A 21126-nucleotide genomic window follows, 5' to 3' on the forward strand; every position below is an offset into this window, starting at 1 on the left:
ACCGCCCGTCGGCGGTCAGCCGGCGGCGGCCAGCACGGCCGCCTCCAGCCGGGCCCGGTCGGCGTCCGCCGGCCAGCCCCCGACGAGGTAGAAGGTGTCCACGACGTCGCCGCCGAGGGTGGAGATCCTGGCCGCCCGCACCTGGGCGCCCACCTCGTCCAGGGCGCAGGTCACCCGGTAGAGCAGGCCGGCGGCGTCGGCCGCCCGCAACTCCAGCACCACCGCGTCGGTGGCCGCCGCCCGGTGCCAGACCACCCGGGGCGCGGCGCCGGCGCCGCGGGCGGCCAGGGCGCGACCGCGCAGCCGTTGGTTGACCGAGACGTCGCCGCCGAGCGCCCGGCGCAGGTCGGCGCCGAGCGCGATCGGGTCCGGCGCCAGGCCGTAGCGGGGTTGGACCCGGCACTCGACCAGGGCCCGGCCGTCGACCGCCGAGGCGTCGGCGGAGATCACCTCCAGCCGGTGCAGGGCGAGGCAACCGGCCACCGTCGCGAGCAGGCCGCGCCGGTCCGCCGCGGCCACCGCCACCCGGTCCTCGGTCAGGTGTACGACCGGCAGCGCTCCGACCAGCAGCGCCGGGTCCGGTGCGGGCGGGGCGGGCAGCACGCCGGTGTCCAGCGCGGTGCGGACCCGGCCGACCAGCTCGCCGATCAGCCGGCCCTTCCAGTCCGACCAGGCGGCCGGGCCGGTGGCCGCGGCGTCGGCGCGGACCAGGGCGTGCAGCAGGTCGAGGGTGCCGGTGTCCCCGACCCGGTCGGCGACGCCGGCGATGGTCACCGGGTCGGTGAGGTCCCGTCGGGTTGCCACGTCGGGCAGGAGCAGGTGCAGCCGGACCAGCGTGCCGATCAGGGTCACCTCGGGCTCCGACAGGCCGATCCGGGTGGCCACCGCCTCGGCCAGCGGCACGCCGACGACGCTGTGGTCGGCGGGGGCCCCGGTCGCGTCGCCGGGCAGCCCCTTGCCGATGTCGTGCAGCAGGGCGCCGAGCAGCAGCAGGTCCGGGCGGTCCACCTCGCGGGTGTGCCGGCTCGCCTCGTACGCGGTCTGCACCAGGTGCCGGTCCAGGGTGAACCGGTGCACCGGGTTGTGCTGCGGCAGGCTGCGCAGCCGGGTCCACTCGGGCAGCCAGCCGTCGACCAGGCCGTACCGGTCGCAGGTCTCCCAGGCGGGCACCAGGCCGGGACCGGCGCCGAGCAGGGTGACCAGCGCGGCCCGGGCAGCCGGCGGCCACGGAGTGGGCAGCGGCGGGCAGTACGAGGCCAGCCACTCGCAGGTGGCCCGGGCGATCGGCAGCCCGGTGGTGGCGGCCGCGGCGGCCACCCGCAGCGAGATGCTGGGGTCGGGGCGGGCGCCGATGGCGGTACGGGCCAGCACCAGCTCGCCGTCCTGCTCGACCACGTCGCGGGCGACCGGCCGGCGCAGCGGGCGACCGTCGACGCCCCGCCGGCCCCGGCCGGAGCGGAGCCGGTCGGCGGCCCGCCAGGCGTCGTCCAGGGCGTGGCTGACGGTACGCGCGTCCCCGGCGACCCGGCGCAGCAGCGCGTCCCCGTCACCGCGGGTGGCTTCGGTGCCGACAACGGTCCGGCCGGCGGGGGTGGCGTCGCCCCCGGCGACCGGCGGCCCGTCGGGCGGCGGCTCATCGTCGGGCGGGCCCCCGGGCTGTGGCTCGCCGTCGGGCGGGCCGGCCGGGAGGTGACGGAGGCCGAGCAGCACGGCCACCCCGTCGCGTTCCTGGGCGACCAGCCGGTCGACCCGGCGGCCGACCTGCTGGTGCAGGGCGTCCCGGGCGTCGAGCAGGCGCCGGTGGGCGGCGTGCACGGCGGGGCGCAGCGCGTCGGTGATCCCGGCGGTGGCGATGGCCCGCAGGATGCCGACGTCGCGCAGCCCGCCGGCGGCCTCCTTCAGGTCGCCTTCGAGGAGGAAGGCCAGCTCCCCGTGGGCCTGCCAGCGGGCGGCGGTGAGCTCCCGCAGCCGGGGCAGCTGGCGCAGGGCGGTACGCCGCCAGTGGTCGGCGGCGGTGCGGATCAGCGAGTCGGCCAGCGCCCGGTCCCCGGCGACCCAGCGGGCGTCGAGCAGCCCCAGGGCCACCTTGACGTCGTCCTGGGCCACCGACAGCGCCTCGGCCACGGTGCGCACCGAGTGGTCCAGCCGCAGTCCGGCGTCCCAGATCGGGTACCACAGTCGCGGGGCCAGCTCGTCCATGCCGGCGACCCCGGCGTGGACCAGCACCAGGTCGAGGTCCCCGTACGGCGCGCACTGCCGCCGCCCCAACCCACCCACGGCGACCAGGGCCACCCCGGGCGGCAGCGGGACCAGCCCCCGCAGCCACCCGTCGAAGGCCGCCGCCCGCCCCCGCCGAGCCGACTCCCCGATCCCGCCACGGACGCCGACGACCTCGTTGACCAAGGGGTTCGCGTCACCGTCGTCGGTGCGTCCCGACGCGTTCTCCTTGATCAACGAGGTCATGTCGGTCGCCCGGATCAGAGGGCGTCGAGGCCGCGTTCGTCGGTACGGACCCGGACCACCTCTTCCACGGCGGTCACCCAGACCTTGCCGTCACCGATCTTGCCGGTCCGGGCGGCGGCCACGATCGCGTCCACGATCTTGTCCACGTCCATCTCGTCGGTGAGCACCTCCACCTTGATCTTGGGCAGGAACTCGACCGTGTACTCGGCACCCCGGTAGACCTCGGTGTGCCCCTTCTGCCGGCCGTACCCCTGGACCTCGCTGACGGTCAGCCCGGCCACGCCGAGGGCGTGCAGGGCCTCCTTCACCGCGTCCAGCTGGTACGGCTTGATGACCGCGGTCACCAGCTTCATGTCCAACCCCTCCATCCCAGGAACGTTAACCGGCGACCTTCTCGTCCACCGGCGCGGTGGCCGGTGCGGGGGCCTCCTCCGAGGCCGGCTGCTTCGCGGCGCCCGGGCTGATCCCGGCCATCGCGAACGCCCCACCACTGCTGCCGGTGGTCGGCGACAGGTCGTACGCGCTCTCGGCGTGCTCGGCGTAGTCGATCCCCTCGACCTCGGCCTCGGGGCTGACCCGGAAGCCGATGGTCTTCTGGATCGCGAAGGCGAGCAACCAGGCCACCCCGCCGGACCAGACGGTCACGATCAGGCCGGCGAGGGCCTGCCGGCCGAGCTGGGTCAGCCCGCCGCCGTAGAAGAGGCCGTCGGAGCCGCCGACCACGTCGCTGATCGCGGCGTTGACCGAGTTGGTGGCGAACAGGCCGAGCCAGAGCGAGCCGATCCAGCCGCCGACGAAGTGCACGCCGACCACGTCGAGGGAGTCGTCGTAGCCGAGTTTGTACTTCAGGCTGATGGCCAGGGCGCAGACCACACCGGCGACGACGCCGAGCAGGACCGCGGCCCACGGGGCGATGAAGCCACAGGCCGGGGTGATCGCGACCAGGCCGGCGACCGCGCCGGAGGAGGCGCCGACCATGGTGGGCCGGCGGTCCTTGACCCATTCGACGGCCAGCCAGCCCAGCACCGCCGCGGCCGTGGCCAGCTGGGTGTTGAGGAAGGCCAGACCGGCGACCGAGTCGACGGTGAGCTCCGAGCCGGCGTTGAAACCGAACCAGCCGAACCAGAGCAGGCCGGCGCCGAGCGCGACCAGCGGGATGTTGTGCGGCTTCATGCCCTCGCGGGGCCAGCCGATCCGCTTGCCGAGCACCAGGGCCACGCCGAGCGCCGCCGCACCGGCGTTGATGTGCACGGCGGTGCCGCCGGCGAAGTCCAGCGCGTGCAGCTTGGCGCCGATGATGCCGCCGCCCCACACCCAGTGGGCGACCGGGAAGTAGACCAGGGTGGCCCAGCCGAAGGCGAAGAGCAGCCAGCCGGAGAACTTGGCCCGGTCGGAGATGGCGCCGCTGATCAGCGCGACGGTGATCACCGCGAAGACCATCTGGAACGCCATGAAGACGTAGAGCGGGACACCGATGCCGCTGGGGTTCTCCGCCGTCGCGCCCCACAGGTCGGTCTCGGCGAGGAACGTCTTGGTGCCCAGGTAGGCACCGGGATCGCCCCAGAACCCGTTGACGTCGGTCCCGAAGGCGACGCTGAAGCCGTAGAACCACCACAGAACAGAGATGAGCCCGATGGCCGAGAAGCTCATCATCATCATGTTGAGTACGCCCTTGGACCGGTTCAGGCCGCCGTAGAACAGCGCCAGCCCCGGGGTCATGAGCAGCACGAGAGCGGTCGAAACCAGCAGCCAAACGGTGTTGCCGCCGTCGATCGTCGGTGCTTCAGGCACGCTGGCCTCCTAAAGGTGAAGTCCTCCTTCGCGGCTTCCGGGGCAGCGTCGCCCGTCGCCGGTTGGGCCGAAGCTTGGTCGGCGGCTGTTTCCTTCACCGACACCCCTCGATTTCCGGCGCGTGACACGTTGTTTCCGACGTGTGAAGAACACCGATCTTGGGCGGGAACGGGAGCAGGGGCCGTTCCGGGTACGGAACGGCCCCTGCATCGCGACGGGCCCGTCAGCGCAGGGCGTGCTCCAGGGCGTGCCGCTCGTAGTCGAGCAGGCGCAGGTCACGCATCGGGCGACGGAGGTGACCCTTGTGCACGATCCGGACGAACGCCGGCTCACCGGCCGCGGCCATCCGACGGATCCCCTCGACGTGGTCGACGATCCGCTTGCGGATGGTCCGGATCAGCCGGTGCCGGTCGCGCGGGATCAACCCGTAGGCGTCGGCGAAGAGGCGCAACCGGCGCGGCCGGTCGGGGCGCTTCCAGCCCAGCGTGATCGAGTCCCGGTCGGAGAAGATCGGCACCCAGGTCCAGGCCGCGTACGCCACGTCGTAGATCCGGGCGCCGGGCGAGGCGAGGTCGAAGTCGATCAGGCCAAGGGTGCCGTCGGGACGCCAGATCACGTTGTGCGGGGCGGCGTCGTGGTGGCAGATCACCTCGGTGTCCGGCGGCGGCGGCCCGAACGAGCGCCAGACCGCGCCGGGCGGCGGCACGAAACCGTACTGCGCGTCGTGGAACATCCGCAGCATGGTGGCCACGGTGACCAGGGCCTCGTCGGTGACCCAGTGCCGGGCGAGCGGGTACTCCCCGCACTCCCCCTCCAGGTACGACAGGACCTCACGGTTGCGCTCGTCCATGCCGAGGGCGCGCGGCGCGCCGGTGAAGCCGACGTACTCCAGGTGGCGCAGGAGCGCGTGCACCGAGGGGGTCCACGGCCCGGCGTTGCGCCGGACCGTGTCCCCCACCCGGACCACGGTGCTCACGTTCCCGCCGTGCAGCGGGATCTCCTGCGCCGTCACGTACGGTCTGCCGAGACGCTGGGTCGGCTCGTTGGGGTCGCGCCAGCCGCGGTAGGCGCGATCGTCGGTGGTCACGTGGTCAGGCGGCTTCGGTGCCGAGCAGCGCGTCGACGAACTGCGCCGGGTCGAACGGGGCCAGGTCGTCCGGACCCTCGCCGAGGCCGACCAGCTTGACCGGGATGCCGAGCTTGCGCTGCACGGCGATCACGATGCCGCCCTTGGCGGTGCCGTCGAGCTTGGTCAGCACCACCCCGGTCACGTTGACCACCTCGGTGAAGACCCGGGCCTGCTCCAGGCCGTTCTGGCCGGTGGTGGCGTCCAGGATCAGCAGCGTCTCGTCGATCGGGCCGTGCTTCTCGACGACCCGCTTGACCTTGCCCAGCTCGTCCATCAGGCCGATCTTGTTCTGGAGCCGGCCGGCGGTGTCGATCAGGACCGTGTCGACGCCGGTGTCGATGCCGCGCTTGACGGCGTCGAAGGCGACGCTGGCCGGGTCGGCGCGCTCGGGGCCGCGGACGGTCTCGGCGCCCACCCGGCCGCCCCAGGTCTCCAGCTGGTCGGCGGCGGCGGCGCGGAAGGTGTCGGCGGCGCCGAGCAGCACGGTACGGCCGTCGGCGATCAGCACCCGGGCGATCTTGCCGCAGGTGGTGGTCTTGCCGGCGCCGTTGACCCCGACGACCAGCAGCACCGCGGGCACGCCCTGGGTGCCGGTGGTCTTCAGCGACCGGTCCAGCTCCGGGTCGAGGGCGTTGACCAGCTCGGCGGCGAGCAGCGCGCGCAGTTCGGTGGCCGAGCGGGTGCCGAGCACCCGGGTCCGCTCGCGGAGCCGGTCGACGATCTCCCGGGTGGAGTCGATGCCGACGTCGGCGGTGATCAGGCTGTCCTCGATCTCCTCCCAGGTGTCCTCGTCGAGGTGGTCGCGGCTGAGCAGCCCGAGCAGGCCCTTGCCGAAGACGTTCTGCGAGCGGGACAGCCGGGAGCGCAGCCGGACCAGCCGGCCGGCGGTGGGCTCGGGGACCTCGATGGTGGGGGCCGGGGCCTCGACGACCGGCGGGGGCTCGACCAGCACGCCGGTGGACAGGTCGGACTCCGCCGCCTCGACCGGCGGACCGGCGAGGTCCTCCTCGGCCCGGGTGTCGACCTCCGTCTCCGGCAGCGGCGGCTGGGGACGCCGGCGCAGCTTCGGCACCACGAGGCTGAGGCCGCCGAGGATCAGCACGCCGAGCAGGGCGAGTGCGACGAGGAGGTATTCCTTCATGCCGAAATCCTGTCAGATGCCGGCGACCGCGTCCCACTCACCGCCTCGGCATGCGAACGAGCTGCAGGTACGCTCGCGTTCGGTAGGCGTACCGCAACCGCCGGCCGGGTAGAAGATGATCAACAAGATCTTCGTCGGAGGTGCGTCGTGCCCAGTCCCCGCCTGCTCATCGGGCCCCTGCTGCGTCGGGTGGTGGGCACGCGGGCGACCGTCTGGGTGGAGACCAGCGGGCCCGCCGTGGTCACCGTCCGCACGACCGACGGGGCCTTCGGCTCCGCGCCGACCTTCACCGCGTACGACCACCACTACGCGATCGTGGTGGTGGAGGGGCTCACCCCGGACAGCGCCACCGAATACGAGGTGCGCGTCGACGACGAGGTCACCTGGCCGGTGCCCGGCGGCGGCTTCCCGCCGAGCGTGATCCGGACCCGGGCCGCCGACGACGCCGACCAGCCGGTCCGGCTGCTCTTCGGCTCCTGCCGGGAGACCACCCAGCACGCCACGGCCCGCAAGCTGCCCCCCGACGCGCTCGACGCGTACGCCCGGCGGTTGATCGCCGCCCCCGACCCGGCCGCCCTGCCCGACCTGCTGGTGCTGCTCGGCGACCAGGTCTACGCCGACGAGACCTCGCCCACGGTGCGCCGGCTGCTCAAGCGGCGCCGGCGCCGGCCGAAGGACGCCCCGGCGACACAGGTGGTGAGCTTCGACGAGTACACCAAGCTCTATCTGGAGTCCTGGCGGGATCCGGAGATCCGCTGGCTGCTCTCCACCGTGCCGAGCGTGATGATCTTCGACGACCACGAGGTGATCGACGACTGGAACACCTCGAAGTCGTGGCGGGCGGACATGCGCGGGCAGGCGTGGTGGCCGGAGCGGATCCGCAGCGGCCTCGCCTCGTACTGGGTCTACCAGCACCTGGGCAACCTCTCCCCGGACGAGATCGCCGCCGACCCGGTGTACGCCAAGGTCGTCGCCGCCGAGGACGCCAGCGGGGTGCTGCACGAGTTCGGCGAGCGGGTCGACACCGAGGCCGACGTCGCGCACGACACCGAGCGCTGGCGGGCCGTGCAATACCAGTGGAGCTACGCGCTGGACCTGGGCCGGACCCGGCTGGTGATGCTGGACAACCGCTCCAGCCGGGTGCTGGAGCCCGGCCAGCGGGCGATGCTCCCGTCGGGCGAGTGGTCCTGGTTCCTGGACCAGGCGCACGGCGTCTACGACCACCTGGTGGTCGGCGCGTCGCTGCCCTGGCTGCTGCCGCCGGGCATCCACCACGTGGAGGCGTGGAACGAGAAGCTGGCCGACTCGGGGCGGCCGTGGGTGGCGAAGCTGGCCGAGCAGATGCGCCGGGCCTGGGACCTGGAGCACTGGGCGTCGTTCCGGCGCTCCTTCGACGCCCTGGGCGAGCTCTTCGCCCGGCTCGGCAGCGGCCGCGCGGCCCGGACCGGGGACCGGATCGGCGCCGGGCCGGCGTACGCCGCGCCGGCCTCGATCAGCGTCCTGGGCGGGGACGTGCACCACTCGTACGTGGCCCGGGCCCGGTTCGCCGACCCGTCGGTGCACACCCCGGTGCACCAGCTGACCTGCTCACCGATCCACAACCAGGTGCCCGCGGCGATGCGCCCGTTGATGAAGCTGGGCTGGAACCCGGGGCCGTCCTCGGCCACCCGGGCGCTGGCCCGCTCGGCCGGGGTGCGCCGCCCCTTGGTGCGCTGGAAGAAGCTCGCCGGACCGTACTTCGGCAACGCGATCGCCACCCTGGCGCACACCGGCCGGGCCGCCGAGGTGGTGATCGAGGGCACCACCAGCGACGGGCACCTGCGGGAGGTGGCCCGGCAGCGGCTGACCGCCACCGAATGATCGTCGCCCCGTACGCTCTGTGCCGTGGAGGAGCAGCTGCCGGAGCCGTTGCGGGCGGTGGAGCACGAGCTGGGGGCGCTGCTGCGCCGGGGTCGGGCGATCTCCTGGGAGATCGCCCGGGAGGTGCACCCGAACCTGGAGCCGAACGCGTACGGCCTGCTGCTCTGGCTGCGGCGGTCCGGCTCGACCCGGCTGACCGACCTGGCGGTCCGGTTGGGCATCGGCAAGGGCACGTTGAGCCGGCAGATCCACTCGCTGGAGGCGCTGGGCCTGGTCCGGCGGGAGCCGGACCCCTCTGACCGGCGGGCCGCGCAGATCAGCCTCACCGACGAGGGCACCCGCCGGTTCGACGCGGCCCGGGCCTCCCGGCTGGGACAGATCCGGCAGACGCTGGAGAGCTGGTCGCCGGAGGACATCGAGGACTTCGGTCGGCTGCTGCGCCGGTTCAACGACGCCTTCCTCTGAGCCCCGGACCGGGCGGAATCGGACCTGTGGAAGGTTGCGACGCGGAATAGATCTGCGCCACGTCCGGTTGTTGCTTCAGGCAACGAACCCATACGGTTGCCTCAAGCAACTCTTTCCCACTCCACCGGAGGCACCCCACGATGACGCAGGCGACAGCGCCCACCCGGGCGACCGCCGTCGACATGACCCACCGGCAGATCCTGGAGGCCCTCTCCGGACTGCTGCTGGGCATGTTCGTCGCGATCCTCTCCTCCACGGTCGTCTCCAACGCGCTGCCGCGGATCATCACCGAGCTCAAGGGCGGCCAGTCCGCGTACACCTGGGTGGTCACCTCGACGCTGCTGGCGACCACCGCGACCACCCCGATCTGGGGCAAGCTCGCCGACCTGAGCAGCAAGAAGCTCCTGGTCCAGCTCGCCCTCACGGTCTTCGTGCTCGGCTCGGTGCTGGCCGGCCTCTCCCAGTCCACCGGGCAGCTGATCGCCTGCCGGGTGCTCCAGGGCGTCGGCGCCGGCGGCCTGACCGCGCTGGCCCAGGTGATCATGGCGACGATGATCTCCCCGCGTGAGCGCGGCCGCTACAGCGGCTACCTCGGCGCCGTGATGGCCGTCGGCACCATCGGCGGCCCGCTGATCGGCGGCGTGATCGTCGACACCGACTGGCTCGGCTGGCGCTGGTGCTTCTACGTCGGCGTGCCGTTCGCCATCGCCGCCCTGATCGTGCTCCAGAAGACCCTGCACCTGCCGGTCGTCAAGCGCCAGGTCAAGATCGACTGGTGGGGCGCCACCCTGATCACCGCGGCCGTCTCGCTGCTGCTGATCTGGGTCACCCTGGCCGGCGACAAGTACGACTGGATCTCCTGGCAGACCGCCGTCATGGTGGCCGGCGCCCTGCTCCTCGGCGCCCTGTCGATCCGGGTCGAGAACCGGGCCGACGAGCCGATGATCCCGCCGCGGCTGTTCCGCAACCGCACCATCACCCTCGCCGTGGTCGCCAGCATCGCGGTCGGCGTCGGCATGTTCGGCGCCTCGGTCTTCCTCGGCCAGTACTTCCAGATCAGCCGCGGCGAGAGCCCGACCATGTCCGGCCTGATGACCCTGCCGATGATCCTCGGCCTGCTGATCGCCTCCACCGTGGTCGGCCGGATCATCACCAACACCGGCCGCTGGAAGCGGTGGCTGGTCCTCGGCTCGGCCCTGCTCACCGTCGGCTTCGCGCTGATGGGCACGCTGCGCTACGACACCCCGTACTGGCTGATGAGCATCTACATGGCGCTGATCGGCCTCGGGCTCGGCATGACCATGCAGAACCTGGTGCTCGCCGTGCAGAACACGGTGAGCGCGCACGAGCTCGGCGCGGCCAGCTCGGTGGTGGCCTTCTTCCGCAGCCTCGGCGGCGCGATCGGCGTCAGCGCGCTCGGCGCGATCCTCGGCCACAAGGTCAAGGACTACATCGCCGAGGGGTTGGCCGGCCTGGGCATCAAGGCGTCCAGCTCCGGCAGCGGCGGGGTCCTGCCCGACGTGCACACCCTGCCCGCCCCGATCCGGACCGTGGTGGAGTCCGCGTACGGGCATGGCGCCGGGGACATCTTCCTGGCCGCCGCCCCGTTCGGGCTGATCGCCCTGATCGCGGTCTGCTTCATCAAGGAGATCCCGCTGCGGCAGCGCAACAGCGACCCGATCGCCGGTGAGGTCGAGCAGGAGTCGACCGTCGCCGCCGGCGCCGGCGCCGCAGTGGTCCGGACCGGTATCCGGGACTGATCAGCGATGAGCGCACCCGTCGAGCGTGAGCAGTACGGCCCGCAGGCCCGTCCGTCGCCGTTCGAGCGCGGCACGGACGGGCCCCGGGTGGTGCTGGTCGGCACGGACGGCACCCGCACCGCGCTGCGCGCCGCCGCGTACGCGGCCGGGCTGGCCCGCCGACAGGGCGCCGGCCTGGTGGTGGTCTTCGTCAGCTCGCCCGCCCCGTACTCCGGGATCATGTCCGGCGTGGTGGCCGGGGCGGTCCAGCAGACCCACGACGAGCTGGCCGCCGAGCTGCGGGCCGAGTGCCGGCGCGGGGCCGAGGAGCTGGGCCTGCCGGTGACCTTCCTGTGCCGGCGTGGCGACGCGTACGCCGAGCTGTGCCGGGCGGCCGACGAGACCCGCGCGGACCTGGTCGTGGTCGGCTCCTCCGAGCAGGCCGGGCACCGCCTGGTCGGCTCGGTCGCCACCCGGCTGGTCCGCACCGGCCGCTGGCCCGTCGTCGTCGTCCCCTGAGGTGCAAGGAGGGGCCCCCTGTTAACGCATCCGGTATAGCAGGGGCCCCTTCTTAACACCGCCCGGGCGGGATACCCGGTCGCGCCGCCGGAGCCGGGCGACGATCATGGTCCTCATGACCTGGAGAGCACCGGAGATCACCCGGACCACCGAGCCGTACGTCGGCGACGAGCGCATCATGCTGGAGGGCTGGCTCGACTGGCACCGGCAGACCCTGCTGCACAAGTGCGCCGGCCTGACCGCCGAGCAGCTGAAGACGCCCAGCGTCGAGCCGTCCACGCTGACCCTGCTCGGCCTGGTCCGGCACATGGCCGCCGTGGAGCGCTGGTGGTTCCGGATCCGCGCCGCCGGCCAGGACGTCCCCGGCCTGTACGAGAATCCCGAGGACCCGGACGCCGACCTGAACGACTACGCCGACGCCGACCCCGCGGCCGACTTCGCGATCTTCGCCGCCGAGGTCGCCGCCGCCCGGGAGGCCGTCGCCGGGCTCCCCCTGGACACCACCTTCCCCCGGCCGCGCCGCGACGGCACGCCCGAGCACCGGAACCTGCGCTGGGCCTACCTGCACATGATCGAGGAGTACGCCCGGCACAACGGCCACGCCGACCTGCTCCGCGAGCGGATCGACGGCGTCACCGGGGACTGATCCCGACCTGGGGAGCCGGGCCGGTCAGTACGCCAGCGCCGCCCGCACGTAGCGCAGCCCCTCCGGCCCGCTCCACCGGTACGCCGACAGCCCGGCCGCCCGGGCGCCCCGGATCACCCAGTCCTGGTCGTCGACGCAGAGCACCCGCGCCGGCGGGGTCTCCAACGCCGCGCAGGCCGCCTGGAAGTACTCCGGGGCCGGCTTGTGCACCCCGATCACCGAGGAGTTGACCACCACGTCCAGCTCCCCGACCAGCCCGAGCGCGGCCAGGTCGGCGTCGAGCAGGTCGGTGGCGTTGGTGCCCAGCCCCACCCGTACGCCCGCCGCCCGCACCTCGCGGACCAGCGCCAGCACGTCGGGGTCGATCTCACCCCGGTAGCGCTGCCACTGCTCGATCGCCGCGCGGGCCCGCTCCGGGCTGCCCACCGACTCGGCGAGCGCGTCGGCGACGCTGGCCACCCACTCGGCGTGGCTGACCCGGCCGGTCAGCACCGGCTGGAGCCGCCCCCACTGCATGGCGATCTCGCCGAGGACCCCCTCGGAGAGCCCGTACTCCCGCTCGACGCCGGCGGCGACCGCCGGGTCCCAGCGGCGCAGCACGCCGTCGAAGTCCACCAGGAGCGCCGTCGCGCGTTCCCGTGCCACTACTCGTTCTCCTCGCCGCGGCGCTGCCGCTGGTCGTCGTCGTTGTCGGCCCGGTTGAGCCGTTGGCTGATCACCTGGGTCACGCCGCTGCGCATGGTCACGCCGTAGAGCGCGTCGGCGATCTCCATGGTCCGCTTCTGGTGGGTGATGACGATCAGCTGGCTCTTCTCCCGCAACTGTGCCAGCAACGTGATCAACCTGCCCAGGTTGACGTCGTCGAGGGCCGCCTCGACCTCGTCCATGATGTAGAACGGGCTGGGCCGGGCCCGGAAGATCGCCACCAGCATCGCCACCGCGGTCAGCGAGCGTTCGCCGCCGGAGAGCAGGGACAGCCGCTTGATCTTCTTGCCCGGCGGCCGGGCCTCCACCTCGACGCCGGTGGTGAGCAGGTCCTCGGGGTCGGTGAGGATCAACCGCCCCTCGCCGCCGGGGAAGAGCACCGTGAAGACCTGCTCGAACTCCCGCGCGGTGTCGGCGAACGCGCTGGCGAAGACGTCCAGGATCCGCTCGTCGACGTCCTTGACCACGGTGAGCAGGTCCCGGCGGGTGGCCTTGAGGTCCTCCAGCTGCTCGGAGAGGAACTTGTAGCGCTCCTCCAGCGCGGCGAACTCCTCCAGCGCCAGCGGGTTGACCTTGCCGAGCAGGGCCAGTTCCCGTTCCGCCTTGGCGGCCCGCTTCTCCTGCACCGGCCGCTCGTAGCGGACCGGCTCGGGCGCCGGCCGGCCCTCCTTCTCGGCCAGCACCAGGTCGGCCTGGGTGGGCGGGACGGGCTGCTGCGGGCCGTACTCGGCGACCAACGACTCCACGTCCAGGCCGAAGTCCTCGGCGGCCTTCGCCTCCAACTGCTCGATCCGCATCCGCTGCTCGGCGCGGGCCACCTCGTCGCGGTGCACCTGGCTGGTGAGCCGGTCCAGCTCGGCGCCGAGCCGCTTCGCCGCGCCGCGTACCTCCGACAGCTCGGCCTCCCGCGCGGCCCGCTCGCGCGCCACGGCGTCGCGGTGCTCCTCGGCGCGGGCGATGGAGACGGCCAGCCGGGTCAGCGCCTGCCGGGCGCCGCCGGCCACGGCCCGGGCGATGCCGGCGCCGCGGGCCCGGGCCGCCCGCCGGGCCGCGGCGCGCTCCCGGGCCGCGCGTTCGGCGCCTGCCTGCCGGGCCAGCGAGTCGGCCCGGCCGGCGATCGAGGAGACCCGCTCCTCGGCGGTACGCACCGCGAGCCGGACCTCCATCTCGTTCTGCCGGGCCTGCGGCACCATCGCGGCGAGCTGGTCGCGTTCCTCGGTGGAGGGCTCCGCGTCGATCGGGGTGTCCTCGGCCAGCCGCAGCCGCTCCTCCAGCTCGGCCAGGGTCAGCAGGTCGCGTTCCCGGGCGGCCTCGGCGCGGGCCCTGGACTCGCCGAGCCGGTCGGTCTCCGCCTTGGCGGAGCGGGCGGCGGCGCCCAGCTCGGCCAGGCGGCGGGCGGCCGCGTTGCGGTGGCTCTCCGCCTCCCGCTTGGCGGCGGCGGCGTGCTGCACGGCCTCCTTCGCGGCGGCCACCTCGGCGCGGGCGTCGACGAGCTGTTCGCGTAGCTCCGCGCCGGTGCGTTCGGCGGCGAGCCGGTTGGCCCGGGCCTCCTCGACGGCGGCCTGCACCTCGATGAAGCTGGGCGCCTTGGCCGACCCGCCGGCCGCCGCGTACGCCCCGACCACGTCGCCCTCCGGGGTGACCGCGCGCAGCTCGGGGTTGGCGGCGGCCAGCTCCGCGGCGGCGGCCAGGTCGTCGACGAGCGCCACGTCGCGCAACGCCCGGTGCACCGCGGGCCGGATCTCGGGCGAGCACTCCACCAGGTCGGGCGCCCACCGGGCCCCGTCGGGCAGTTTCGGGCGCAGCGCGTCGGCCGGGCCGTCCATGCCGGGACCGGCCGCGCTGCCCACCAGCAGGCCGGCGCGGCCGGCATCGGAGATCTTGAGCAGCCGCATCGCCTCGACGGCCTCGTCGACACCGGTGACGGCGACCGCGTCGGCCAACCCGCCGAGCGCCGCGGCGAGCGCCGCCTCGTGGCCGGGGGCGACCGTCAGCAGGCCGGCGAGACTGCCCAGCAGCCCGGGCACGTCGTCGGCGCGGGCCAGCAGCGCGCCGGCGCCGTCCTTGCGACGCAGGCCGAGGGCGAGCGCCTCCTCCCGTGCCTTCCAGGTGGCCGCGTCCTTCTCGGCGGCCCGCTCGGCGTCGGCCAGCGACCGGACGGCGGCCTGCGCCCGCTCGTGGTCGGCGACCGCCTCGGCGTGCCGGGCGTCCAGGTCGGCGTTGTCCCGGTCCGCCTCGGTGGACTGCTCGGCGACCGCGTCCAGGTCGGCCTGGGCCTGCTCGGCCCGGGCCATCGCGTCGGTGTGCGCGGCGGCCAGCCGGTCGATCTCCTCACCGGCGCTGGTGGTCCGGGCCCGGGCCGAGTTCACCTGGCCGGTCAGCCGGGCCAGTCCCTCCCGCCGGTCGGCGATCGCCTTCGCGGCGGCGACCAGTTCCCGCTCGGCGGCGGCCAGCTGCCGTTCCAGCTCCTGCCGGTGCTCCACCGCCTCGGCCAGCCGGATCTGGTCGTCGGTGAGCGCCGCCCGCAGCTCCTCCTCCTGCTCGCGGACCCGCCGGGACTCGGCCTCCAACTGCTCCGGGTCCCGGCCGGGGCGCTCGTCGTCGGCGCCGCTGCTGAGGTGGCGCAGCCGCTCGCGGGCCAGCTGCTCGATGGAGCGGAACCGTTCGGCGAGGGCGGAGAGCTTGTACCAGGTGTCCTGGGCGGCGGCGAGCAGCGGGGCGTCCTCGGCCAGCGCCGCCTCCAGCTCGCCGAGGCGGCCCTGCACCTCGGCGTGCTCCGCCTCGATCTGCTCGCGCCGCTCACGCAACGCGGTCTCGTCGGCGATCTCCTTGTCCAGCGTGCTGCGCAGCGTGTGCAGGTCGTCGGCGAGCAACCGGAGCCGGGCGTCACGCAGGTTGGCCTGGATGGCGGCGGCGCGGCGGGCCACCTCGGCCTGCCGGCCCAGCGGCTTGAGCTGGCGGCGCAGCTCGGCGGTGAGGTCCGTCAGACGGTTGAGGTTCACCTGCATCGCGTCGAGCTTCCGCAGCGCCTTCTCCTTGCGCTTGCGGTGCTTGAGGACGCCGGCCGCCTCCTCGATGAACGCCCGCCGGTCCTCCGGCTTGGCGTGCAGCATGCCGTCCAGCCGCCCCTGGCCGACGATGATGTGCATCTCCCGGCCGATGCCGGAGTCGCTGAGCAGCTCCTGGATGTCGAGCAACCGGCAGGTGTCGCCGTTGATCTCGTACTCGCTCTCGCCGGAGCGGAACATCCGGCGGGTGATGGAGACCTCGGTGTACTCGATCGGCAGCGCGCCGTCGGTGTTGTCGATGGTGAGGGTGACCTCGGCCCGGCCCAGCGGTGCCCGCCCGGCGGTGCCGGCGAAGATGACGTCCTCCATCTTGCCGCCGCGCAGCGCCTTGGCCCCCTGCTCGCCGAGCACCCAGGCGATCGCGTCGACGACGTTGGACTTGCCGGAGCCGTTCGGGCCCACCACACAGGTGATCCCCGGCTCCAGCTTCAGCGTCGTCGCGGAGGCGAAGGACTTGAAGCCCTTCACCGTCAGGCTCTTGAGATGCACCTTCTCGATCCTCGTCCGGTGGCCGCCGTACCGTCGCCGGAGCCGCGGACCTGGGTTGACCCGCAGACTAACCCGCGGTCGGGACCGCCTCGGCACGCGACCCGCCCGTCCCGCCCACCGGGGGCGGTGGGGGCCACCGAACCGGCCACCTGGACCGGCACCGCCCATCGTCGCGGGAAGGACCATTCCTGACGGACCGGCCGCCGCACCGAGGGGTGGCCGGAGTACTCGTCGTTCGGATCACCAGGATGTAGGCAGGATCATCAGGTAGGTCGTCCGCCCCGATCACCGAATCCGGCCCGGAGCGTGATCAGCGGGCGGCGGACAAGATCAGGAATTGGGTGCGGCCGAACTGCTCCGGGAACAGAGCTGCGCGCCGGCACAAAAGTGTCGGCGCGCGTTTTCTTGGTGGTGCGATTCAGTTTTCCGACATCCGAAGATCAGGTCAGCGCCGGCTCGGCCAGCCGGAGGAGGTCGTCGGCCTCCGCCGCTGCCGCCGCCAGCCGATCGTTGTCGGCACGCAGACGGGTGATCTCGAACTCCAGTGCCTGAACCCTGGCACGCAGTCGGGTGACCTCGTCGAGCAGACGCCGGTCGGGCGCTGCACCTACGTGGCCGTAGAGGGCCTTCGCCATGCTGACTCCTTGATATGCGCTGCCGGAAAGGCCGGCCAACGCGCGCCCACTTGGTTCGCGAGGGTCATCCCAGCAAATTGCGGGCATGACCGGGCGCGAGTGGCGACACCTACATATTGAGCTGACACCCCCTCCTTCGTCAAGTTCTCGCAGGCCGTAGATCATCTCCACGCCAACCAGTCCACTTGCCGGGGGCAGCCGCAAGGCTCGGACACGCTCTGTCCGGACGCCTTTACTGTACGCCCGGTATTGCGGTAACGGTGACGCGGTGAGTTCGATTCGCCTTAACTCTTTCTTAGCCACGTTGCCGCAGTTCAGCGGCCACCCGTAGCGTCACTCCGGCCTGCGAAACCGACCCCGTGGAGGAACAGCGTGCACGGCTGGACCGATCCGATCGACCGCGACGGAGCTCCCCGGCGCCCGCAACCGCCGACGGACGAGCCGTCCTGGCTGACCGACCGACCCGAGCCGCGATCGGCGTACCTGTTCGGGGACGAGCCGGCGGCGCCGGCCGGACAGCCGGGAACCACCGGGCAGCCGGAGCCGGCCGAGCCGTGGCGGGCCCAACGCCCCGAGCCGTGGCAGGCGGAGCGGACCGAGCTCTGGCGGCAGCCGGAGCCGACCGGCGCCTGGGAGGCCGGCCAGGAGCACCGGTGGCCGGCCGAGCGGGCCGAGCAGGCCGAGCCGTGGCCGACGGACCGGGCCGAGCAGCCCGGCCACTGGTCGGCCGAGCAGGCCGAGGAGCCCGGACGCTGGCAGGCGGGACCCCGGGCGACCGGACCGGACCCGCAGACCCACCTCCTTCCGCCGGTCGCGGGTGGGCACCGGACGCCGGACGCGTCCGCGGCCGACGGCTGGCCGGCCCCGGTGGAGATCGACGCCCGCGCCGGCGCGGCCGAGACCGCGGCCGAGGGCCGGCACCGGCAGGGCCGACGCCTGCGGCGTCCGTTGCTGGTCGGCGGGGCGGCCGCCGCGGCCACCCTGGTGGTCAGCCTGGGCGCCGCCGCGCTGGCGTTGCCCGGCGGCGACCAGCCGGCCGAGCGGAGCGCCGCCGACGACACCGTGGCCACGGCCCCCGCGCTGCCGGGGCTCGCCGACACTCCGACCGCGGCGCCGACCCCGGCACCGACGTCGGCCGCGCCGAGCGTCGCGCCGACCACCAGCCGTCCGGTCCCGTCCCCGACCCGGGCGCGGGCCACCACCCCGGCGCCGAGCCGGACCACCGCGCCGTCGCGGCGCAACGTGGACCGCAGCACCACCAGGGCCACCGCCGCCCCCACCACCACCGCGCCGAGCAGCGCCGCCGCCACCAGCACCGCGACCACGACCGCGGCCGGTCTCAGCGCCGAGCTCCAGCAGGTCGTCGACCTGGTCAACCAGGAACGGGCCAAGGCCGGCTGCAAGGCGCTGAGCGTGGACGGCAAGCTCAACCTGGCCGCCCAGCGGCACAGCCAGGACCAGGCCGACCACCAGAACATGTCGCACGACGGCAGCGACGGCAGCGACGCCGGGGACCGGCTGGACCGGGCCGGTTACAGCTGGAGCTCGTACGGCGAGAACGTCGCCTGGAACCAGCAGACCCCGGCCGCGGTGATGGACGCGTGGATGAACAGCCCCGGGCACCGGGCGAACATCCTCAACTGCGGCTTCACCGAGATCGGCGTCGGCGTGGCGCGCAGCAACGGGCCGTACTGGACCCAGGACTTCGCCACTCCCCGCTGACCGGGCGCGTCGCCACCGGGCGGCGTTCGTTTGACCGGGTGAAGGTCCGTCCGCCCCACCGAGGTGGGGTGGACGGACCGCAGGGGCGGCGCGGCGTCGCCCCGCGACCCGGGAGCTGCCGATGCGGATCCGGCTGCCAGCGTCCGCCGTGCGGGCCGTGGCGACGCTGCCGGCCGCGGCGTTCCGCCGGCTCGCCCCGGCGGCCGTCGTGCTGACGCTCCTCACCCCGCTGTACGGCTGCCGCGCCGAACTGGTCCCGCCGGGCGCCCCGACCCCGTGGGCGAGCCCGCCGGGCGGGTACTGGCGGTGGCAGTGGCAGCTGCGCGGGCCGGTCGACACAGGCGTCGACGCCGACGTGTTCCTGCTCGACCCGGTACGGGTCACCTCGACCGAGACCGCCGCGCTGCGGCGTCAGGGGCGGCGGCTGGCCTGCCAGGTGCCGGTCGGGTCGTACGCGGGGAGCGACCCGGACGCCACCCGGTTCCCGGCGGCGGTGCGTGGCGCCGCCACCCGGCGGAGCGGCGGGCACTGGCTCGACGTGCGCCGCTGGGACGTGCTGCGCCCGGTGCTGGCCGACCGCTTCCGGCTCTGCCGCGGCAAGGGCTTCGGCGCGGTGGCGTTCGCCGACGCCGACGGGTACGCCCACCGGCCCGGCTTCCCGTTCGGCTTCGACGACCAGTTGGTGTTCAACCGCCGGGCAGCCGACCTGGCCCGCTCGCTGGGCCTCTCCCCCGGGCTGGTCGACGACGTGGCGCAGGTGGTGGCGCTCGCGCCCGACTTCGACTTCGCCGTCAACCAGGAGTGCGTACGGCTGCGCCAGTGCGCGAAGCTGCTGCCGTTCGTCGACGCCGGCAAGCCGGTGTTCCACGTCGAGTTCACCGGCGCCACCGGCGTCTTCTGCGTCACCAGCGTCGGGTACGGCTTCTCCTCGATCCGGAAGAACCGGACGTTGGACGCCTGGCGGCGCCCCTGCCCACCGCCGTGACCTCCACCGACCCTGCCCGCCGCCGTGGCCCCGCCGACCGGGCCCGGACGGCGCGACGCCGCCCCCGCGGACGGCGGGGGCGGCGTCGTGGAGCGGGAGGTGGGGTCAGCCGGTGGTGGCGCCGGTGGCCGGTGCCGGGGCGTCCGTGCCCGCGCCGCGCTGGCCGGGGATGCCGGCGTGCTCGGCGCTGAGCGGGGTGGCCAGGTCCTCCAGCGACTTGCCCTCGGCCTTGACGCCGAGGGCCAGCTCGACCAGACCACCGATGATCATGACGATGGCGCCGATCACGAAGGCGAGCACGGTGTCGCCGACCTTGCCGGTGCCGACCAGCTTGGAGAAGAGCAGCGGGCCGGTGATGCCACCGGCCGCCGTGCCGATCGCGTAGAAGAACGCGATCGCCATGGCGCGGGTCTCCATCGGGAAGATCTCGCTCACCGTCAGGTACGCCGCGCTCGCGCCGGCCGAGGCGAAGAAGAGCACCACACACCAGCAGGCGGTCATCGTGGTGGCGCTCAGCACGCCGGAGTGGAACAGCCAGGCGGTGCCGAGCAGCAGCAGCCCGGAGACGATGTACGACCCGGCGATCATCGGCACCCGGCCGACGGTGTCGAAGAGCCGGCCCAGCAGCAGCGGGCCGAGCAGGTTGCCGACCGCGATCACCGCGAAGTAGTAGCCGCTGTTGCCCGGCGGGACGTCGAAGAAGGTCTGCAGGATCTGGGCGAAGCCGAAGGTGATCGCGTTGTAGAGGAACGCCTGACCGATGAAGAGCGAGAAGCCCAGCACGGCACGCTTCGGGTAACGCCGGAACAGGGTCTTCGCGATGTCCAGGAAGTTGGTGCTCTTGCGCTGCCGGATCTCGATGTAGCTGTCGGCCTCGGACAGCTCCTTGCCGGTCTCCCGCTCGACCTCGGCCTCGACCGAGTCGACCAACCGGTTCGCCTCGTCGGCCCGACCGTGGATGAACAGCCACCGTGGGCTCTCCGGGACGTGCCGGCGGACCAGCAGGATCACCACGCCCAGCACCGCGCCCAGCCCGAACGCCACCCGCCAGCCGAGGTTGGTCGGCAGGCCGTTGAGCAGCGGGACGGTCAGCAGCGCGCCCATCGCGGCGCCGAGCCAGAAGGTGCCGTTGATGATGATGTCGATCCGGCCGCGGTGCCGGGCCGGGATCAGCTCGTCGATCGCCGAGTTGATCGCCGCGTACTCGCCGCCGATGCCCATGCCGGTCAGGAACCGGAACAGGAAGAACCACCAGGTGTCGAAGGAGAGCGCGGTCATCGCGGTGGCGACCAGGTAGAGGCCCAGGGTGAGCAGGAAGAGCTTCTTGCGGCCGAACCGGTCGGTCAGCCAGCCGAAGAAGAGCGCGCCGACACACGCGCCGGCCACGTAGAGCGCCGCGGCCAGGCCGGTGACCTGGCTCTGGGTGATGCTCAGCCCGCTGCCCGGCTCGGCCAGCCTGCCGGAGAGGTTACCGACGATGGTCACCTCGAGACCGTCGAGGATCCACACCGTGCCCAGCCCGATGACGATCATCCAGTGCCATCGGGACCAGGGCAGCCGGTCCAACCGGGCCGGAACGTTGGTGCGTACCGTTCCGGTCTGCACGTCCGCGCTCATGACGTCCTCCGGGGGGCTACGGGGGCAGCCGGGGCACGCCGATGTGCCCCCGGCTCCAGCTCTTCGTCCATGGCGGGCGAGATGCCCAGCCGGCCCGGAAGTTAATCCTTCAGCAACCTCTCAGCGGCGAACAGGTTTGCGGGGCTCCTGGT

16 protein-coding genes are annotated in these 21126 nt (G+C 73.5%); 7 read left to right on the top strand and 9 right to left on the bottom strand.

The window, feature by feature from the left end; all coding sequences use genetic code 11:
- Positions 1-15: 15 nt before the first annotated feature.
- From GA0070564_RS00635 to ftsY, 5 genes are all read right to left on the bottom strand, one after another.
- Positions 16-2463 (bottom strand): [protein-PII] uridylyltransferase, encoded by a 2448-nt coding sequence (locus GA0070564_RS00635; protein ID WP_091601113.1) that lies wholly within the window; start codon positions 2461-2463, stop codon positions 16-18.
- Positions 2464-2477: 14 nt separating this feature from the next.
- Positions 2478-2816 carry a P-II family nitrogen regulator gene (locus tag GA0070564_RS00640; protein ID WP_176730573.1) on the bottom strand — a complete coding sequence of 113 codons (339 nt, stop codon included), beginning with the start codon at positions 2814-2816 and terminating at the stop codon, positions 2478-2480.
- 25 nt (positions 2817-2841) lie between these two features.
- Positions 2842-4254: an ammonium transporter gene (locus tag GA0070564_RS00645; RefSeq protein ID WP_091601117.1), complete on the bottom strand. Its 1413-nt coding sequence runs from the start codon at positions 4252-4254 to the stop codon at positions 2842-2844.
- 223 nt (positions 4255-4477) lie between these two features.
- Positions 4478-5341: an aminoglycoside phosphotransferase family protein gene (locus GA0070564_RS00650; RefSeq protein ID WP_176730516.1), complete on the bottom strand. Its 864-nt coding sequence runs from the start codon at positions 5339-5341 to the stop codon at positions 4478-4480.
- Between the two features lie 4 nt (positions 5342-5345).
- Positions 5346-6524 (bottom strand): signal recognition particle-docking protein FtsY, encoded by a 1179-nt coding sequence (ftsY, locus tag GA0070564_RS00655; protein ID WP_091601119.1) that lies wholly within the window; start codon positions 6522-6524, stop codon positions 5346-5348.
- A gap of 147 nt (positions 6525-6671) precedes the next feature.
- On the opposite strand from ftsY, the gene GA0070564_RS00660 reads away from it, so the two are divergent.
- The 5 genes from GA0070564_RS00660 (at position 6672) to GA0070564_RS00680 (ending at position 11753) form a co-directional block, all read left to right on the top strand.
- Positions 6672-8384 carry an alkaline phosphatase D family protein gene (locus tag GA0070564_RS00660; protein ID WP_091601121.1) on the top strand — a complete coding sequence of 571 codons (1713 nt, stop codon included), beginning with the start codon at positions 6672-6674 and terminating at the stop codon, positions 8382-8384.
- A 24-nt stretch (positions 8385-8408) separates the two neighbouring features.
- Entirely contained in the window at positions 8409-8849 is a 441-nt protein-coding gene (locus GA0070564_RS00665) for a MarR family winged helix-turn-helix transcriptional regulator (protein ID WP_281181997.1), read from the top strand.
- Positions 8850-8989: 140 nt separating this feature from the next.
- Complete coding sequence (locus GA0070564_RS00670; RefSeq protein ID WP_091601122.1) at positions 8990-10609, top strand: MDR family MFS transporter; 1620 nt, start codon at positions 8990-8992, stop codon at positions 10607-10609.
- A gap of 6 nt (positions 10610-10615) precedes the next feature.
- Entirely contained in the window at positions 10616-11107 is a 492-nt protein-coding gene (locus GA0070564_RS00675) for a universal stress protein (RefSeq protein WP_091601124.1), read from the top strand.
- A 115-nt stretch (positions 11108-11222) separates the two neighbouring features.
- Complete coding sequence (locus GA0070564_RS00680) at positions 11223-11753, top strand: DinB family protein (protein WP_091601126.1); 531 nt, start codon at positions 11223-11225, stop codon at positions 11751-11753.
- Between the two features lie 24 nt (positions 11754-11777).
- Here the strand turns inward: GA0070564_RS00680 and GA0070564_RS00685 are convergent, their stop codons facing one another.
- The 3 genes from GA0070564_RS00685 to GA0070564_RS00695 form a co-directional block, all read right to left on the bottom strand.
- Positions 11778-12398, bottom strand: coding sequence for an HAD family hydrolase (locus tag GA0070564_RS00685; protein WP_091601128.1), 621 nt, complete (start codon positions 12396-12398; stop codon positions 11778-11780).
- Positions 12398-16015, bottom strand: coding sequence for a chromosome segregation protein SMC (smc, locus tag GA0070564_RS00690; protein ID WP_091601130.1), 3618 nt, complete (start codon positions 16013-16015; stop codon positions 12398-12400). The genes GA0070564_RS00685 and smc overlap by 1 nt, the downstream gene beginning before the upstream one ends.
- 440 nt (positions 16016-16455) lie before the next feature.
- Complete coding sequence (locus GA0070564_RS00695; protein ID WP_007456482.1) at positions 16456-16650, bottom strand: hypothetical protein; 195 nt, start codon at positions 16648-16650, stop codon at positions 16456-16458.
- A 372-nt stretch (positions 16651-17022) separates the two neighbouring features.
- On the opposite strand from GA0070564_RS00695, the gene GA0070564_RS00700 reads away from it, so the two are divergent.
- Positions 17023-18372 (top strand): CAP domain-containing protein, encoded by a 1350-nt coding sequence (locus GA0070564_RS00700; RefSeq protein WP_091601132.1) that lies wholly within the window; start codon positions 17023-17025, stop codon positions 18370-18372.
- 121 nt (positions 18373-18493) lie between these two features.
- Positions 18494-19357 carry an endo alpha-1,4 polygalactosaminidase gene (locus GA0070564_RS00705; RefSeq protein WP_091601134.1) on the top strand — a complete coding sequence of 288 codons (864 nt, stop codon included), beginning with the start codon at positions 18494-18496 and terminating at the stop codon, positions 19355-19357.
- A 105-nt stretch (positions 19358-19462) separates the two neighbouring features.
- Here the strand turns inward: GA0070564_RS00705 and GA0070564_RS00710 are convergent, their stop codons facing one another.
- Positions 19463-20974, bottom strand: a complete 1512-nt coding sequence (locus tag GA0070564_RS00710; protein WP_091601136.1) for an MFS transporter — start codon at positions 20972-20974, stop codon at positions 19463-19465.
- Positions 20975-21126: the final 152 nt, after the last annotated feature.

The sequence above is a fragment of the Micromonospora mirobrigensis genome, from assembly GCF_900091555.1.
In the GTDB taxonomy this organism is placed as follows: Bacteria; Actinomycetota; Actinomycetes; order Mycobacteriales; family Micromonosporaceae; genus Micromonospora; species Micromonospora mirobrigensis.

Excerpts from the sequence above, each read along its gene's own strand:
- GA0070564_RS00635 (WP_091601113.1), bottom strand. The coding sequence starts at position 2,463 with ATGACCTCGTTGATCAAGGAGAACGCGTCGGGACGCACCGACGACGGT.
- GA0070564_RS00640 (WP_176730573.1), bottom strand. The coding sequence starts at position 2,816 with ATGAAGCTGGTGACCGCGGTCATCAAGCCGTACCAGCTGGACGCGGTG.
- ftsY (WP_091601119.1), bottom strand. The coding sequence starts at position 6,524 with ATGAAGGAATACCTCCTCGTCGCACTCGCCCTGCTCGGCGTGCTGATC.
- GA0070564_RS00670 (WP_091601122.1), top strand. The coding sequence starts at position 8,990 with ATGACGCAGGCGACAGCGCCCACCCGGGCGACCGCCGTCGACATGACC.
- GA0070564_RS00675 (WP_091601124.1), top strand. The coding sequence starts at position 10,616 with ATGAGCGCACCCGTCGAGCGTGAGCAGTACGGCCCGCAGGCCCGTCCG.
- GA0070564_RS00680 (WP_091601126.1), top strand. The coding sequence starts at position 11,223 with ATGACCTGGAGAGCACCGGAGATCACCCGGACCACCGAGCCGTACGTC.
- GA0070564_RS00695 (WP_007456482.1), bottom strand. The coding sequence starts at position 16,650 with ATGGCGAAGGCCCTCTACGGCCACGTAGGTGCAGCGCCCGACCGGCGT.
- GA0070564_RS00705 (WP_091601134.1), top strand. The coding sequence starts at position 18,494 with ATGCGGATCCGGCTGCCAGCGTCCGCCGTGCGGGCCGTGGCGACGCTG.
- GA0070564_RS00710 (WP_091601136.1), bottom strand. The coding sequence starts at position 20,974 with ATGAGCGCGGACGTGCAGACCGGAACGGTACGCACCAACGTTCCGGCC.